Annotated in this window: 4 protein-coding genes (1 of these 4 cut by a window edge); all 4 read left to right on the forward strand. The window is 53.0% G+C overall.

The genetic code is table 11. The features are described from left to right. Tightly spaced (each overlapping or abutting the next), the 4 genes in view from ELR70_RS03190 to ELR70_RS03200 form a layout consistent with a single transcriptional unit that may run on beyond the window. Positions 1–13,008, forward strand: coding sequence for a non-ribosomal peptide synthetase (locus ELR70_RS03190; protein ID WP_164881422.1), 13,008 nt, complete (start codon positions 1–3; stop codon positions 13,006–13,008). Further along, positions 13,008–14,834, forward strand: a complete 1,827-nt coding sequence (locus ELR70_RS25660; protein ID WP_277749854.1) for a condensation domain-containing protein — start codon at positions 13,008–13,010, stop codon at positions 14,832–14,834. Before ELR70_RS03190 ends, ELR70_RS25660 begins: the two co-directional genes overlap by 1 nt. Then, positions 14,831–16,531 (forward strand): non-ribosomal peptide synthetase, encoded by a 1,701-nt coding sequence (locus ELR70_RS25665; RefSeq protein WP_277749855.1) that lies wholly within the window; start codon positions 14,831–14,833, stop codon positions 16,529–16,531. The genes ELR70_RS25660 and ELR70_RS25665 overlap by 4 nt, the downstream gene beginning before the upstream one ends. Next, a protein-coding gene (locus ELR70_RS03200; protein WP_054017714.1) for a non-ribosomal peptide synthetase crosses the window boundary here: on the forward strand, positions 16,531–17,018 show its beginning. Its footprint extends 9,520 nt past the window's final position; only the first 488 of its 10,008 coding nucleotides appear in the window; it begins with the start codon at positions 16,531–16,533; its stop codon lies off the right edge, out of view. The genes ELR70_RS25665 and ELR70_RS03200 overlap by 1 nt, the downstream gene beginning before the upstream one ends.

A 17,018-nucleotide genomic window follows, 5' to 3' on the forward strand; every position in this document is an offset into this window, starting at 1 on the left:
ATGAATAATAGACGTTACCCCCTGACATCATCTCAGCAACCAGTCTGGATGGAGCAAGTATTCAAGAGTGAATCCCCACTGTACAACGTTGGGGGTCGGTTTGTATTAACAGGGGCACTGGACCCGATACGCTTTAAGCATGCACTGGATCACGTCGTAGCACACACCGACGCTTATCGTATCAACCTGGTACTGGAAGACACCCAGCCCTGGCAAATCATCAATGATGATCTGCAACTGGACTGGAAATGTATTGACCTCAGTGGCTATGCGGATGCGCATCAGCGTGCAGCAGACTATTGCCAGACTCAGATGTCTACTCCCTTTGATATTTATGGCCCTTGTTTATGGCGCATTCACTGGTTAAAAATCTCCGAGCAGGAAAGTGCCATGTGTATGGTGTTCCACCACCTGATAGTGGATGGCATTGCGGGCAGTCTGTTCCTTGAGTACCTCAGTGAAACGTATCTGGCGATGGATGCACAGGGGCGTTTCATTAAAGAAGTGCCTGAACGCCCGTCGTACAGCGAGTTTATTGAAAAAGACCTGGCCTATCGGCAGAGCAGCCGGTTCGAAAAAGACCGGGCTTTTTGGCAGGAAAAGTTTAAGACCTTACCCGATCCGCTGCTGTTGAAGAAAACCAATCAGTTTGATGACCAGCCATTTGCCCGTCGCGAATACGAATTTACCCAGCAGCAGTACAATCAAATCGGTGCGGTTGCCGCGCGTTATGGTTGCTCGGCAACACACTTTTTCACCACCCTGGTCGCGGTGTATTTTTCGCAGATGAATGATAAGCGTGATCTGGTCCACATCGGGATGCCCGTCCACAACCGCAGCTCGGCTAAATTACGCCAGACGATAGGTATGATGGCGTCAGTGATCCCCGTTGGCGTGGCCTTTTCGCGTACCGACAGCTTTGCTGACACCTTTAAAGCCGTGGCCGCCGAGCTCAAACGCAGCTACAAATATCAAAAGTACCCGCTGCATGAAATGATCCGTGACCTTCGGCCGATGAATGAGGGTGAGGGTCAGTTGTTCGATATTCAGCTGTCAGTGGAAGATCACCCTTCCGATACCCAGTTTGGCGAAGTGTCTAGTTACAAGGCGGTGCTGAACAGTGGCTTTAGCTCATACCCTTTGTCTATTTATGTGCGCAGCCATGATAATATTAATAATGTCCATGTTGAATTTAACTTTGACCGAAACTTCTTCAACGAGGATGAGATAGATGGCCATGTCAGCCGTCTGACGACCATGATTGCCGATGTGGTAACCAACCCAACCATGCTGATTGGCGATTACACGTTAGCCACTGAGCAGGAAATCGAGCAGCAGCTGTTCGACTGGAACGGTAACCAGGTTGACTATGCGTCTCAGTTAACGATACAGCAAGTGTTTGAACAGCAAGTTGCTGCCACGCCCAATCACTGCGCTCTGGTGTTTGGTGAGACGTCTCTGAGCTACCAGGCACTGAATGAACGGGCCAATCAGCTGGCTCACTATTTAGCGCAACAAGGGGTTATGCCGGGCAGCTATGTGGGCGTGTGTATCAACCGCTCCATCGAAATGATGATAGCCATCCTGGCGACCCTCAAAGCGGGTGGTGTTTACGTGCCCCTGGATCCCAATTACCCGGCGGAGCGCCTTGCTTACATGATGGAAGACTCCGCAGTCAGTGTGATCCTGACCAATGAGCGGTGTCGTGAGTCGCTGGCATTTGCCGCTGACAAAGTGATTTCGCTGGACACCCAGGCAGGACAATGGGCTCAGTGTGGCCTGGACAACCTCAGCACAGAGATACAGCAACACAGCGATGAGCTGGCTTATCTGATTTATACGTCGGGGTCGACGGGCAAACCTAAGGGCGTGATGTGTACCCACCGTGGTATTGTCAATCTGGCGCAGAATCAGCAAGCCCGGTTTGCCATCACGCCACAAAGCCGGGTATTACATTACGCGTCAATCAGCTTTGATGCAGGCACCTGGGACTGGGTGATGGCGCTGCTGAACGGCGCAACTCTAGTGATCAGCAGCGATGAAGCACGTCTTGAACCGGCCAAAGTGGCCGATTTATTTGTCCAGCAGCAGATCACTCATGTGACCTTGCCTCCGGCGTTTTTGGCGACCATGGAATATCGCGAAGACTATGCATTGCAATGTCTGATTGTGGCGGGTGAGGCCTGCGAGCAAGAACTGATGGACTTATGGTCCTCACGTTATGGTTTTTTTAATGCCTACGGTCCGTCTGAGGCATCGGTGTGTGCCACTGTATGTCAATTGATGCCGGGTAATGCGGTTCGCATCGGTAAGGCGCTCGATAATGTGTCTTTGTTTGTCCTGGATGAATATCAAAAAATGCTGCCGGTTGGCTCTATTGGTGAGTTGTATATCGGTGGTGCCGGATTGGCGCAAGGCTATCTGAATCGCCCTGAGTTAAGCGAAGAGAAGTTTGTCGCTAATCCCTTTTATCAGCAAAACCCGCAAACCGGAGCGCGTCTGTATCGCAGTGGCGACCTGGTTCGTTATTTGCCGGATGGTGAGCTGGAGTTTGTCGGGCGAGCTGACGATCAGGTTAAAGTGCGCGGGTTTCGCGTCGAGCTGGGTGAGATTGAGCACGGCCTGAATAAACTCTCGGCCGTGCATTCATGTGTGGTACTGGCAAAGCGCCAGGGTGGCACCAATCAGTTACTGGCCTGCGTGATCCCGGAGCAGCCGGTGACAGAGTCGGAGCAGGCTGAGTTTGTCTTTGCGCTGCAACGAGAGCTTGAGCAGGAGTTGCCTGCACATATGGTGCCTGGGCATTTCACTTTGCTGACTCAGTGGCCACTGACCCCGAACGGTAAAATTGATAAGAAAGCCCTGCTGGCGTGCACAACCATTGCATTGCAGGGAGAATATCTTGCACCACAAACGGATACCGAAATGACATTGGCGGCCTTATGGTCTGAGTTACTCAAAGTCGATGATGTGAGCGCGACCGCCAACTTCTTCCAGCTGGGTGGTCATTCCCTGTTGCTGATGCAACTGGCCAGTCAGCTGCAAAACCTGGGCTGGCAAGCGCGGGTTCACGATCTGTTTGCTACCGCGTCGTTGCGGGAAATGGCAGAACTGCTGGACAGGCAGGGTAAAGATGGCAGCACGTTTGAAGTGCCTAAAAATGGCATCCCGGCTGACTGTCACTATGTGACGCCCGAGATGCTGGATCTGGTTGAGTTGAGCCAGCATGAAATTGATGAAATTGCCGCAAAAATACCGGGGGCGCACCGTAATATTGCCGATATATACCCACTGGCACCCCTTCAGGAAGGTGTGTTATTCGTGCATACCTTAAATACTCAGGCTGACCCTTATGTCACCACGGCGGCGTTCGAGTTTACCAGCCCGGCACAGCTGGCTAATTTCCAGCAGGCGCTACAGCGTATGCTGACAACCCACGATGTGCTGCGCACAGCTGTGATGTGGCGCGAGCGCGAAACCGCGGTACAGGTGGTGATGCGTGAAGCAAAACTAAGCGTATCGCATCTGGTGTTTGATACTGAGCAACCGATCAAAGCTGCATTTGAAGCCTATGTGGCTGAGCATCAGCACACTCTGGACCTTGAACAAGCACCGCTTATCAAGCTGGCTGTTACAGAAGCCTGTGACGAGGGTAAATGCTATGCATTATTGACTTTCCATCACCTCACGACGGATCACGTTTCACTGGATATCCTGGTATCCCAGTTACAACAGCTATGTGATGACCCTGATTGCGCATTGCCCACGCCATTACCTTATCGTGCCTTTATCGCGCATACGCTTGAACACAATCGAGGGCTTGACGTAGCCGGATTCTTCTCGGCGCAATTGGGTGATATAGAAACCCCCACACTGCCTTTTGGTCTGAGTGAGGTGACAGGCAGTGGTGAGACTATCGTTGATCACCATGACATATTACCGATTGAGTTGAGTGACGCAATCCGCACCCTGGCACGGCGTGAAAGACTGAGTCCGGCAGCCCTGTTTCATCTGGCCTGGGCGCAGGTGATAGCCGCCTGTTGTGGGTCGCAGGAGGTGGTATTTGGCAGTGTGATGTCTGGCCGGATGAATGGCATGGCGGGCATTGAGACCATGATGGGAATGATGATCAACACCCTGCCATTGCGTGTTTCACTGGATGAGGCTCCTGTGCTGACTCAGCTTAAGCGGGTCGATCAGAGCCTCAAAGCCTTGTTGCCCTACGAGCAGGTATCGCTGGCCGAAGCACAAAAATACAGTGGCCTGGCCAGCGGCGCCACCCTGTTCAGCGCCATGCTGAACTATCGTCACTCTGCTGCGCATGACGATATAACTGCGCTGCACGACAGCAATGCTGCCTGGACTTTACTGAGTGCCAAAGAGCGCACCAATTATCCGTTTGGCCTGTCGGTAAATGATTTAGGACAAGGCTTCTCGCTGGAGTATCAGATTGACCAACAGGTTGATGTAAAGCAGGTAGCGGCTTATCTGACCAATGCGCTGGCAAACCTGGTGACAGCATTAAATGAGACACCGGAGCAACCTGTTTCTTACAGTATACTACCTGATCAGGCACAGCAGCATCAGTTGGTGCAGTGGCAGGCGGATGCGCCCTGGTATCGCAGTGACCTGCAGATCCAACAGGTGTTTGAAGCACAAGCCGCAAAGACGCCAGACGCCATTGCACTGCAACTTAATGAGCAGACACTCAGTTATGGCGAGCTCAACGCGCAGGCTAACCAGTTGGCGCATTACTTACGTGAGCAACATAGCGTGACTGATGGTACTTTGGTAGGTTTATGCATTGGCCGCTCCATTCAGATGGTGGTAGCCACATTGGCGATTGTGAAAGCCGGCGGTGCCTACTTGCCATTAGAGCCCAATTATCCGCAGTCCCGCCTGGAGTATATGCTGGCTGACAGCGGTGCGCAGGTGATATTGACTGAACAAGCGCTTTGCGAGCGGCTCTCGTTCAGTGGTGCAGAGTTAGTGTCCGTGGATAGCCACAACAGCCGGTTTGCTAAGTACGGTACGGATAATCCGCTGTGCAATGACGCGCAGTCACCGCAGTCTCTGGCGTATGTGATTTATACTTCGGGCTCAACCGGAAACCCTAAAGGGGTCATGACGCCGCATCGTGCGGTGGTACGTCTGGTAGATAGTCCTGACTTTATTGAGCTGGGGAGTGACACGGCGTTTTTGCAATGTGCCAATATCGCCTTTGATGCAGCAACCATAGAGATCTGGGGACCTTTGCTCAATGGCGGTCGTTGTGTGCTGTTCCCCGATGAATATATGACGGTAACACGTCTGGACGAGGTGATCCGCGAACAGCAGATCACAGCCATGTTCCTGACGACCGGCCTCTTTGATGAGTGGAGCCGCACCGGGGTAACTCAGAATTCATTGCGTTGCGTGTTGTCCGGTGGTGAATCCGCGCGTCTGAACAGCTGGGAAAAAGCGCTGGCCAGTAACCCAAACTGTCAGTTTGTTCATGTATATGGACCCACAGAGAATACTACCTTTTCCACCTGGTATGTGGTCAATACTGACGATATTGCCCGTGGCGTGCTGCCGATTGGCACCGGGATTTGCGGTGATCGTTGCTATATTTTGTCTGCACAGCAGCAGTTGTTGCCGGTGGGCGCTGTCGGTGAGCTTTATCTGGGGGGAGCCGGATTAGCTCTGGGATACCTGAATCGCCCTGAACTTAATGCTGAGCGTTTTATTGATAATCCCTTTGTGAATTTACCCGGACAGTCTCAGTATCTTTATCGTTCTGGCGATCTGGTGCGCTACGACGAGCAAGGCCAGATTGTGTATGTTGGTCGGGTAGACGACCAGATTAAGATCCGGGGTTTTCGCGTCGAGTTAGGTGAGATTGAGCACAAACTCAATGCGCTGGAGCAGGTTGAGCAGGCCTTAGTCGTGGCTCGTAAAGACCTCAGTAATAACGCCATGATAGTGGCCTATGTGGAACCTGCGGTTCAGCTGCCTGAGGACCAGACACTGGGTCACTGGTTAAGTGAGGCACTGGGCGATAGTTTACCGACCTACATGGTGCCAGGTGCGTTTGTAGCAATGACGCAGTGGCCACTCAATGCCAATGGCAAAATTGATAAACGCGCGCTGCCAGAACCCGATATGGCAGCAGGGCAGGGGCATTATGAAGCGCCCGAAACGGATACGGAAATTCTGCTCAGTGACATCTGGTCACAATTACTCGGGATTGAAGCAAGCAATATTAGCCGCACGGCGAACTTCTTTGAACTGGGCGGACACTCACTGCTGGTGATGAAGATCCATGCCCGGCTTAAGCAAGCCGGGTTTACGGCAGAAGCGGCGGCTATTTTTAAGGCCCAGACCCTGGCTGAGATGGCCACCACTGTGACTAAGCTGGACGAAGAAGCGCTGAGCTGGCAAGTGCCCGCGAATGGGATAACGGCTGATGCTACTGTTATCACGCCACAAATGCTGCCATTGATTGCGCTGACCCAAAATGAAATCGATTCAGTCTGTGCGCAGATCCCCGGTGGTGTGCAGAACATTCAGGATATTTATCCGCTGGCGCCACTGCAAGAAGGCATTTTATTTGCGCACTCTCTACAGCAGGAATTCGACCCCTATGTGATTTCTGCGGCACTGACCTTTGCTGATGACGATAAGTTTGGACGCTTCGTTACTGCATTGGAGCAGGTTGTCGCGCGCCATGATATCTTGCGTAGCGTGATCCTCTGGCGCGGCCGGGACAAAGCGATTCAGGTGGTGCAAAGAGAGGTAGGCAGTCTGGTTGAGTGGCTGGACTTTGGTGCTGAGCAAGATGTACTGGCCGCATTTAATGACTTTGTTGAACACGGCAATCATAAAATTGATGTCGAGCAGGCCCCGCTGGTACGCATGCAGGTTGTTCGGGACGAGGCCAGTGGCAAAGTCCATGCTTTGTTTAAGCATCATCACCTGATCACCGACCATGTGTCGGTTGAATTGATCCTGGAAGAACTCGCCATGTGTGTGGCGGGTGAGCAGGAAAGCTTGCCACCTCAGGTGCCTTATCGCGAGTTTGTTGCCAAATCACAGCACATTGCCAAAACCCTCGACAGCGCAGCATTTTTCTCAGCCCGTCTGGGGGAAGTCGATACGCCAACTCTACCTTTTGGCCTGGCAGATACGCTGGGTGACGGGTCGAATTCGCAGGAGCTTAGCTATGCACTGGCACCTGAGCTGGGTGAGCGTATTCGTCAGTTGTCGCGGCAGTTACAAATGGGTCCGGCGGTGCTGTTCCATGCCGCCTGGGCACAGGTGCTGAGCCACTGCTGTAATATGCAGGATGTGGTGTTTGGTACTGTCCTCTCCGGACGCATGAGTGCTGAGGCTGGTGTAGATCGTATGCTGGGTATGCTGATCAATACCCTGCCGGTGCGTGTCCAGCTGGCCAATGTGGATGCCAGAACCTTGCTGACTCAGGTGCACGAGCAGCTGCAAGGTTTGATCCCTTACGAGCAGGTGGCACTGGCCGAGGCCCAGCGTCATTCGCAGGTGGATCCCAGTTCGCCATTGTTTAGTACCACGCTGAACTTCCGTCACTCTGAAAACCTTGATGAGCAACAAAGCAGCCTGTACGACATTGCAGCAGTGCGTGAGCGCAGTAACTATCCATTGGACCTGTCAGTCAATGATTTTGGTGATGCGTTCACCCTCGACTTTCAGGCTGATGCGCGTGTGCCGCTGGCGCTGGTGGCAGATCTGATGAATACCGCCATCGACAACTTGTTACATCATGCCATGCGCGATTCCGAGGAATCACCGGCTCAGTGGACAGCCTATTCTGCCGAGCAGCGTCAGGCATTACTGAGTGCGCAGCAGGGGCCGGTTGTGGCCTTAGCGCAAGCCTCGGTACATCAGTTGTTTGAGCAGCAGGCCGTTAAAACGATGGACAGAGTGGCCGTCAGCTATGGCGATGACATCCTGACCTACCACTTACTCAACGAGCGCGCCAACCAGCTGGCGCATTATTTACGTGCTGAACATCAGGTGGGCCCGAATACCTTGGTCGGCCTGTGTGTCGGTCGCTCGCTGGAAATGATGGTGGCGGTGCTGGCCATCCTCAAAGCCGGTGGTGCCTATGTGCCGCTGGATCCGGATTACCCGCAGGAACGTCTGGCGTATATGGTCGAGGACACCGGTCTGTCTGTGGTGCTGACCCAGCAAAAAGTGGCTGCCATGCTGAGCGATTTTAACGTCACACCAGTGCTGCTGGATGATGCCAGCCAGTTCGCAGGCTACCCAATCAGTAACCCGGATGTGGCGCTAAGCCCTGAGAGCCTGGCCTATGTGATGTACACCTCGGGCTCAACCGGTAACCCCAAGGGCGTGATGATAAGCCATCACAACCTTATCAATTTTGCCGCGAACTGTGAGCAGCGCTACGAAATCACCGAAGCCGACAACGTGTTGCAGTTCTCGACCATGAACTTCGATATTTTCGTCGAAGAATGGCTGGCGACGCTGACTCAGGGCGCCACTTTGGTGCTGCGCGATGAAGAGGTGTCGCTGAGCCGCGAGGCCTTCATCGCCTTCTGTGACAGCCATGCTATCAGTGTGGCCAGCTTACCAACGGCATTCTGGCATATGCTGGCGCTGAGCGACGCGGAGCTTGAGTCTCTGGCGCTGCGACTGGTGATTGTCGGCGGTGAGGCGCTGGATAAACAGTCGGTGGCCGCGCTTAAACCGGGTTTTGTGCTACTGAATACCTATGGTCCGACCGAGACTACCGTCACGGCATCGGGCTATGCCATCAGCGGCGGGTACGATGCGCCCCGCGCTGTGCCCATAGGTCGTGCCAACGTGAATACCGCGACCCTGGTGCTCAGCGAGCAGCTGACCTTATGCCCGCCGAGTGTGGTGGGAGAGTTGTATATCAGTGGTCAGTGTCTGGCCAGTGGCTACTTACATCAAAGCGAACTCACCGCCGAGCGCTTTATTGACAATCCTTACTTTGACCCGGCCAACCCTGCGCTGAGCGCCCGTTTATACAAAACCGGCGACCTGGTACGCATGGGCGCAGACGGCGAAATCGAGTTTGTCGGACGCAGCGATGATCAGGTCAAGATCCGTGGTTTCCGGGTCGAGCTGGGGGAGATAGAAAGCCAGCTGATGAGCCATGAGCTGGTGGAGTCGGCGGTGGTACTGGCCGAATCTGGCGCTCTTGATGGTACGAACAGGGGCGGCAAGGTGCTGCGTGCTTTCATTCAAAGTGCGCAAGACAGCAGCCTGATTGATGCACTGCAACAGCACCTGAGCGGTAATCTGCCGGATTACATGGTGCCCTCGGCCTACAGCTTTGTGGACCAGTGGCCGCTGACCGCCAATGGCAAGCTGGACAAGCGCGCATTGCTGGCCCTGCCGACTAAAACAGTAGAGCAGCCTTATCTGGCACCACACACCGACGCCGAAAAAATGGTGGTCGAGATTGTCGCCTCCCTGTTGTCGCTCGACGCCGATAAGGTGGGTGTCCACGCTAATTTCTTCGCGCTCGGCGGCCACTCCTTGCTGATTATGCAGCTGGTCAGTCAGCTGCGCGCACGTCAGTATCAGGCTGATGTGCAGGCCCTGTTCAGGGCACACACGCTACAGGACATGGCACGCCAGGTTCGGGCACTTGGGAATGAGGAATCAAGCTGTGTGCCCGCCAATTTAATTCCGGCGGACTGTAGCAAAATCACCCCGGAGATGGTGACGCTCACTGAGCTGGATGAACAACAGTTGGCCGATATTGCGGCAACCATCTCCGGTGGCATGGCCAATATTCAGGACATCTACCCGCTGGCACCGCTGCAAGAAGGCGTGCTGTTTGTGCACACCATGAGTGAAGGGCAGGACCCGTATGTTACCAGCACCACCTTTGAATTCGACAGCCACGAGTCGCTCGAACGCTTTAAGTGGGCACTCAATGCCCTCATTGCCCGCCACGATGTACTGCGCACCGCCATTTTATGGCGCAACCGCACTACCGCACTTCAGGTGGTACAGCGCGAGGTAACGTTGCCTGTAACTGAGCTGGACTTCAGTGAGGCAAACGATGTCTGGAGCGCGTTCAGTGCTTATGTGGCCGGGCAGCCGCTGTGGATTGAGCTTGAAAACGCGCCGCTTTTACAACTGAGCGTGTGTGAAGACGCCGCGCAGGGCAAGCACTATGCGCTGCTGTGCGAGCATCACCTGATCTCAGATCACGTGTCACTGGAAATTCTGGTCCATGAATTAACGGCGCTGCTGAATGGCAATGAAACCAGCCTGGGTGAGCCGGTACCTTATCGTGAATTTGTCGGTCGCACCCTGGCACGTACCGCGAGCCTGGACACCGAAGCCTTCTTCACGAAGATGCTGGGGGATGTCAGCGAACCCACCTTGCCTTATGGTCTGACCGATGTGCTCAATGACGGCTCAGGCATTGAAACCGTGCATGTCACCCTGGATGAGGCACAGGCGCAGCGTATTCGCCGCCTGACCCGCCAGTATCACAGCAGTCCGGCGGCGTTGTTCCATCTGGTGTGGGCCAAAGTGCTGGGCGTATGCAGCGGCCAGTCGGAGGTGGTATTTGGTACTGTGTTATCGGGCCGAATGAGCGACGATGGCCTGAGCAGCCAGCTGATGGGGATGATGATCAATACCCTGCCGCTGCGCGTGTCGCTGAGCGGGCAGGATGCGATGAGCCTGCTGGCGCAAATCAATGATGACCTGCGTGCCCTGATGCCGTACGAGCAGGTGTCACTGGCCGAGGCGCAGCGCTGTAGCGGCGTGAGTGGCCAGCTGCCCCTGTTCAGCGCGATGCTAAACTACCGTCACTCTGCAACGGAGGAGTCGCTGCTGGAACAGGAGGCCGGATTCAAGGTGATTGCCAGTGAAGAGCGCACCAACTATCCGTTTAATCTGTCGGTGGATGATTTCGGCGATGGCTTTGGGTTTGAGCTGCAGGTAGATAAACGTGCCCCGGCGGCGCGCATAGCACAGTACCTGCAAGTGACCCTGACTCAGGTGCTGGATTTACTGGACAGCCAGAGCCATACAGCGGTGCAAAGCCTGTGTGTACTGGACGAGGCGGAGCGCCAGCAACAATTGCATAGCTGGAATGACACAGCGCTGGATTATCCGCGTGAGCTGTGTATCCACGAGCTGTTTGAGCACCAGGCGGCGGCCACGCCGGAGCAGATTGCGCTGCGCTTTGGTGAGCAGACCCTGAGTTATGGCGAACTCAATGCCAGAGCCAACCAATTGGCCCATTATCTGCGCGCAGAGCACAAGGTCGGGCCGGATTCGTTAGTGGGCTTATGTGTTGAGCGCTCGCTGGACATGGTGATCGGCATTTGGGGTATTCTCAAAGCCGGTGGCGCTTATGTGCCGCTGGATCCCAACTACCCACAATCGCGCCTGGCCTACCTGATTGAGGATGCCAGTCTAAATGTTGTATTAAGTCAACAGAATGTTGCAGAAGAGGTAACGCTGGGGTATGCTAACGTCGTTTTACTGGACGCACCAGAGTCTCATAATCACGACATATTTTCTGCTTATCCTGCACACGATTTGACGCGAGCAGAAACGGGTGTGTGTGCCCAGAGCTTGGCTTATCTGATCTACACCTCAGGGTCGACGGGTAAACCAAAAGGCGTGATGATTGAGCATTGCAATACTGTGGCTATGTTGCAGTGGGCGAAACAAGCCTACAGCGATGCTGAGCTGGATAAAGTGCTGGCATCGACGTCACTGAACTTTGATTTGTCGATTTATGAGCTGTTCTTGCCGCTGTGCTTTGGTTATCAAAGCGTGATAGTAAACAATGCCATGGCACTGGCCGAGCAGCAGCTTGATATCAGCATGATCAATACCGTGCCGTCGGCAATGAAAGCCTTACTGGAAGTGGGTGCGGTGCCGCAAGGGGTTAAAGTGATTAACCTGGCGGGTGAGCCACTGACAGCGCAACAGGTGAATCAGATATTAGAAGCGTGTCCGGGGGTTGCCGTATGCAACCTCTATGGTCCGTCGGAAGATACTACTTATTCGACGGCGGCGCGTTTTACGTCTGCCTTGAGCCAGGTGCCGGATATTGGTCGGGTGATTGCAAACAGTCAGGCGTATGTGCTTGGCAGCGCACAAGAGCTGTTACCGACGGGCAGTGTGGGTGAGCTTTATCTGGGTGGTGCCGGTGTCGCGCGGGGGTATTTGAACCGTCCTGAATTGACGGCCGAGCGCTTTATCGACAACCCTTACTATGAAGCGGCGGGAGTTAATAACAGCAGGCGTTTGTATCGCACCGGCGATTTGGTCCGTTATTGCGAAGATGGCCGTATAGAATTCATTGGCCGGATAGATGATCAGGTCAAGATCCGGGGCTTCCGGATTGAGTTGGGTGAAATTGAACACCGACTTAATAACCATCCTGACGTGGTGACGTCTTTAGTGATGGCCCGGGAGCACACAGGTGGCGGACAATATTTGGTCGCGTATCTGCAACCTTGTATCACGCGTGATACAAAAGAGGAAACACAGCAACAAGCCTGGTTGAGTGATGTTAAGCATGCGCTGGAAGGTGAATTACCGGCACATATGATCCCGGGCCAGTTCGTGTTGATAGACGAATGGCCTCTGACGCCAAACGGAAAAATAGATAAAAAAGCCCTGCCGGCGCCGCAAGGTATGTTGGCAGGACAAGAGTACATTGCACCACAAAACGATACAGAACATGCCCTGGTGGCAATTTGGAGTGAGTTGCTTGGACTGGAATCTGAGCAGATCAGTACCTGCGCTAACTTCTTCGAGTTGGGCGGCCATTCCCTGTATCTAATCAAGCTGGCCGGTGCGATTAAAACCCAGTTCGAAATCGAGCTGACATTACGGGAAATTTACGACGCTGCAGAATTAGCGGTCCTTTCACAGGTAATTGAGAGCAAGCAGGCCCAAAAATATCTCGAAGACAAAAAAGCCAATGAATCGGTAATGATGAGTGGAACACTATAATGATTGCACAATTAGTTAAATCGGCAGCAGACCAAGGCGTTTATCTGTATGCCAAAGAGGGCGCGTTACATTTTGACCTGACGGTGGCCGAATTTCCGGCCACGCTGAAGCAGGACATCATAGCAAACAAGGCCGAAATCATCGCATTTCTGTCTCATGCACAAAGCGCAGACAGCGAGTCGCAAAGGCCGCAACCCGGACACTATCCGGATGGCTGCGTCCTCTCTTATACTCAGCAGCGCTTCTGGCTGCTGGAGCAAATGCAATCAGGTCAAAGTCAATACAATATGCCTGTTGCGCTGAATGTTGAAGGCGCACTGGAACTGACTTTGGTTGAAAAGGTGCTCAGCACTATCGTGGCACGCCATCAGATCCTGCGCACCGTTTATCGTGAGCAGGATGATGAAGTGCGTCAGCATGTTTTGCAAAACAGTGATGTTACTCTGAGCTTTGTCGATCTCAGTGACTGTGAAGGTGAGCAACAGCAGGCGCAGCTGTCTCAGTGTCTGCTTGAAGAGGCGCAGCGTCCATTTGATTTGACCCAACAACTTTCGATCCGCGGTCAGTATCTCAAGCTTCAGGGAACCGGCCATACTCAGCAAGGCGTGTTGTTGCTGACGCTGCACCACATTGCTTCTGACGGCTGGTCTATGGATGTATTGATCAATGAGTTTGTGACTCTGTATCGGGCCTATTCAGCTGAGCAGGTAAACCCGTTACCTGAACTGGCACTGCAATACGCCGACTTTGCCGTGTGGCAAAGAGACAAAATGCAGGGCGGCGAATTTGAGAAGCAACTGACATACTGGCAGCAGGCGCTGGAAGATGCACCGCTGGCACACAGCCTGCCGACCCAGCATCATCGCCCGGAAGTAAAACAAACACAGGGGGCACATGTCACTGCCACCTTGCCTGCGTATGTAGCACAGCAACTGGGCGAGGTAGCCAGACAGGCTCATCTGAGCCCGTTTATGTTGATGCACGCTGTTTTGGGTGTGGTACTTAGCCGTCACAGCAACCAGTCAGATATTGTCATTGGCACGCCGGTAGCAAACCGCGCCGATGAGGCTCTGAGCCCGTTGATTGGTTGTTTTGTCAATACCCTGGCACTGCGCCTGAACACCTGTCACAGCACTCTGGCCGAGTACTTTGCTCATGTTCGTCAGGTGCATATGAACGCCCAGGTCAATCAGGACGTGCCTTTTGAGCAGCTCATTGATGCCTTGAATCTGCCACGTACTTCGTCTTATACGCCTTTGGTGCAGATCATGCTGACCACCAATGACAAGTTTACCGACGGCGCCGATGAATCATCTTTACTGAATCTGCCAGACTTGAGCCTGTCTCCGCTTCAGGGCAGTCATCCGGCCATCAAATTCGATATGGAAATTGCGCTGAATATCAGCGATAAGCAGATTGAGACCATCTGGAACTACGACGTGGCCTTGTTCGACGCTGAATTTGTAGAGCAGCTAAGTGAACACTTTAACAATGCCCTGATAGCTCTGGCAGATATGTCTGCTCAGACACGTAGCACCTTGCCTTTGAATCGTCTGTCTATTCTGGGTGACAAGCTCGAATCCTATCTGATCGATGGTCTGAATAACAATGCTGCTGATTATCCTCTCGAGCAGTGTATTCATGAGATATTTGAGCAGCAGGCGATGCAGACGCCTGATCAGATTGCCGTTAAGTTTGGCAGTAAACAGCTGACCTATCGTGAGCTTAATGAGCGTGCCAACCAGCTCGCCCATTTCCTGACTCGTGAATATCAGGTTACCCGGATACCTTTATTGGCTTGTGTGTTGAGCGCTCGCTGGAAATGATCATAGGTACTCTGGCTATCCTCAAAGCCGGTGCGGCATACGTACCACTGGATCCGGCCTATCCGCGTCAGCGTGTCACCTATATGATGGAAAATTCCGGTGTTAAAATCATCCTTTCAACGCACTTTATTATCGAACAACTGGATTTAACCGATTACCACAGCATTTGTATTGACGGACTTGGTAATGCACAAGTGGTTCAGACCTTTGTTGATTACCCCACCTATAATCCAAGTGAGTTGGTAAAGGGGCTGACGTCGTCAAATCTGGCCTATGCCATTTACACCTCGGGCTCGACGGGTAAGCCGAAGGGCGTGCTGCTTGAGCATAAGGGGATAGTGAATATTGCGTTTAACCACCGTCACTACCTGAAAGTAGATGAGCAAAGCAAGGTCTTACATTTTGCTTCTATGAGCTTTGATGCAGGGACCTGGGAATATGTGATGGCGTTGTTGAGTGGCGCCACTTTGGTCATTGCTGACAGTGTTCAGCGTTTGTCTCCGGAGAGTATTACTCAGTTACTTCACAGCGAAGCCATTACCCATGTGCTGTTGCCTCCGGCATTTCTGGCCATGATGGAGTTTCGTGATGACTTAGCACTTAAAGCGCTGGCTGTGGGTGGAGAAGCCTGTGATCAGGAAGTGGTTGAGCAGTGGGGGGGCTCCTACCGGATGGTCAATGCCTACGGCCCGACTGAGATCTCTATCTGTGCAACCTGGGCTGAATTGCGTCCCGGGCAGAAAGTCACCATAGGTAAGCCCCTGAAAAATACCAGTGCCTTTGTGCTGGACAGTAATCAGGCCTTGTTGTCACCGGGGGTAGTCGGTGAGCTGTACATCAGTGGTGTTGGTCTGGCGCGGGGTTATCACCAGTTACCTGAGCAAACCGCTGAGCGATTTGTGCCGAATCCTTATTTCGATGGCCACAATAAATGTGTAACCGAAACCTTGTATAAAACAGGGGACCTGGTCCGATATTTACCCGATGGCGAGCTGGAATATCTGGGGCGTATCGACCAGCAGGTCAAGATCCGGGGCTTCAGAATCGAAATCAGTGAAATAGAAGGTTTACTGAGTGAGTGTCTTGATGTGGATGCCGCGGTGGTCACTGTTGTGACCAGTGCAACGGGAGCCAAACACTTAGTGGCCTATGTGCAGCTTAGCAACCAAATCGCTGTTAATACGGCCTCTGGCCATGAAAATATTAATGACAGTCAGGCTGCAATCCAGCGGATCAAAACAGAACTGGCAGACAGACTCCCTGATTACATGGTACCCGGGATGTTTGTGCCAGTATCACAGTGGCCTTTGACCAGTAATGGCAAGATTGATAAGCGCGCACTGCCTGAGCCGGACATGACCGCGATTGAAGGGGAGTACATAGCGCCCGAAACCAGCAGCGAAAAGCGTTTGGTGGTTATCTGGGCGCAGTTACTGCATTTGCAGGAAAGTGAAATCAGTACCTCAGCCAATTTCTTTGCGCTGGGTGGTCACTCCCTGCTGGTTAGTAAGCTGGTCAGAGCTATCACGTCGGACCCGGAATTACAGCTACAACAGATAGACATGCAGGACATTTTTACGGCGCAGTCGCTGGCCCAGCTGGCCCAGCACATTGACTTGCTGCGAATGCAACAGCTCAATGCGCAGGCGGCAGACAGTATCTGCGATCAGGATTTAGTTGAGGATGGTGAGATTTAATGAATGTACATCAGGCTTTCGAGTTAGCGATATCACAGGGCGTTCATCTGTATGTCGAGCAGGGCAAACTCAAGTTTAAAGCAGCAAAAGGCAGTATGACTGATGAGCTGAGAAGCGCACTCAAGGAAAACAAAACTCAGCTTATTGAGCTGTTGAGCCAGCAGGCAGAAAAAGCAACTGTGTTAACTCAGTCTACAGGCAATATTCCTGCTCTGGGGCTAACACACAGCGTGTTGTCTTTTTCACAGCAGCGCCTGTGGTTCTTAGAGCAACTACGAGGGCCTTCAGCCGAGTATAATATCCCCCTTGCACTGGATGTGCAGGGTCGAGTGGATTTAGCGGCTGTGGAAGATGCATTCAACGACATAATGGCGCGCCACACTATTTTGCGCTCCGGTTACTATGACTCTGAAGATGGACCAAGACAGACGATACGCGAGGATGTGGCGCTTAATATCCACCAAATTGATTTGAGTAATAGCGACGA

The organism is Pseudoalteromonas sp. R3 (assembly GCF_004014715.1).
Taxonomy (GTDB): Bacteria; Pseudomonadota; Gammaproteobacteria; order Enterobacterales; family Alteromonadaceae; genus Pseudoalteromonas.

Bases quoted from the DNA above. Each gene is read 5' to 3' on its own strand.
- ELR70_RS03190 (WP_164881422.1), top strand. From the start codon at position 1: ATGAATAATAGACGTTACCCCCTGACATCATCTCAGCAACCAGTCTGG.
- ELR70_RS25660 (WP_277749854.1), top strand. From the start codon at position 13,008: ATGATTGCACAATTAGTTAAATCGGCAGCAGACCAAGGCGTTTATCTG.
- ELR70_RS25665 (WP_277749855.1), top strand. From the start codon at position 14,831: ATGATCATAGGTACTCTGGCTATCCTCAAAGCCGGTGCGGCATACGTA.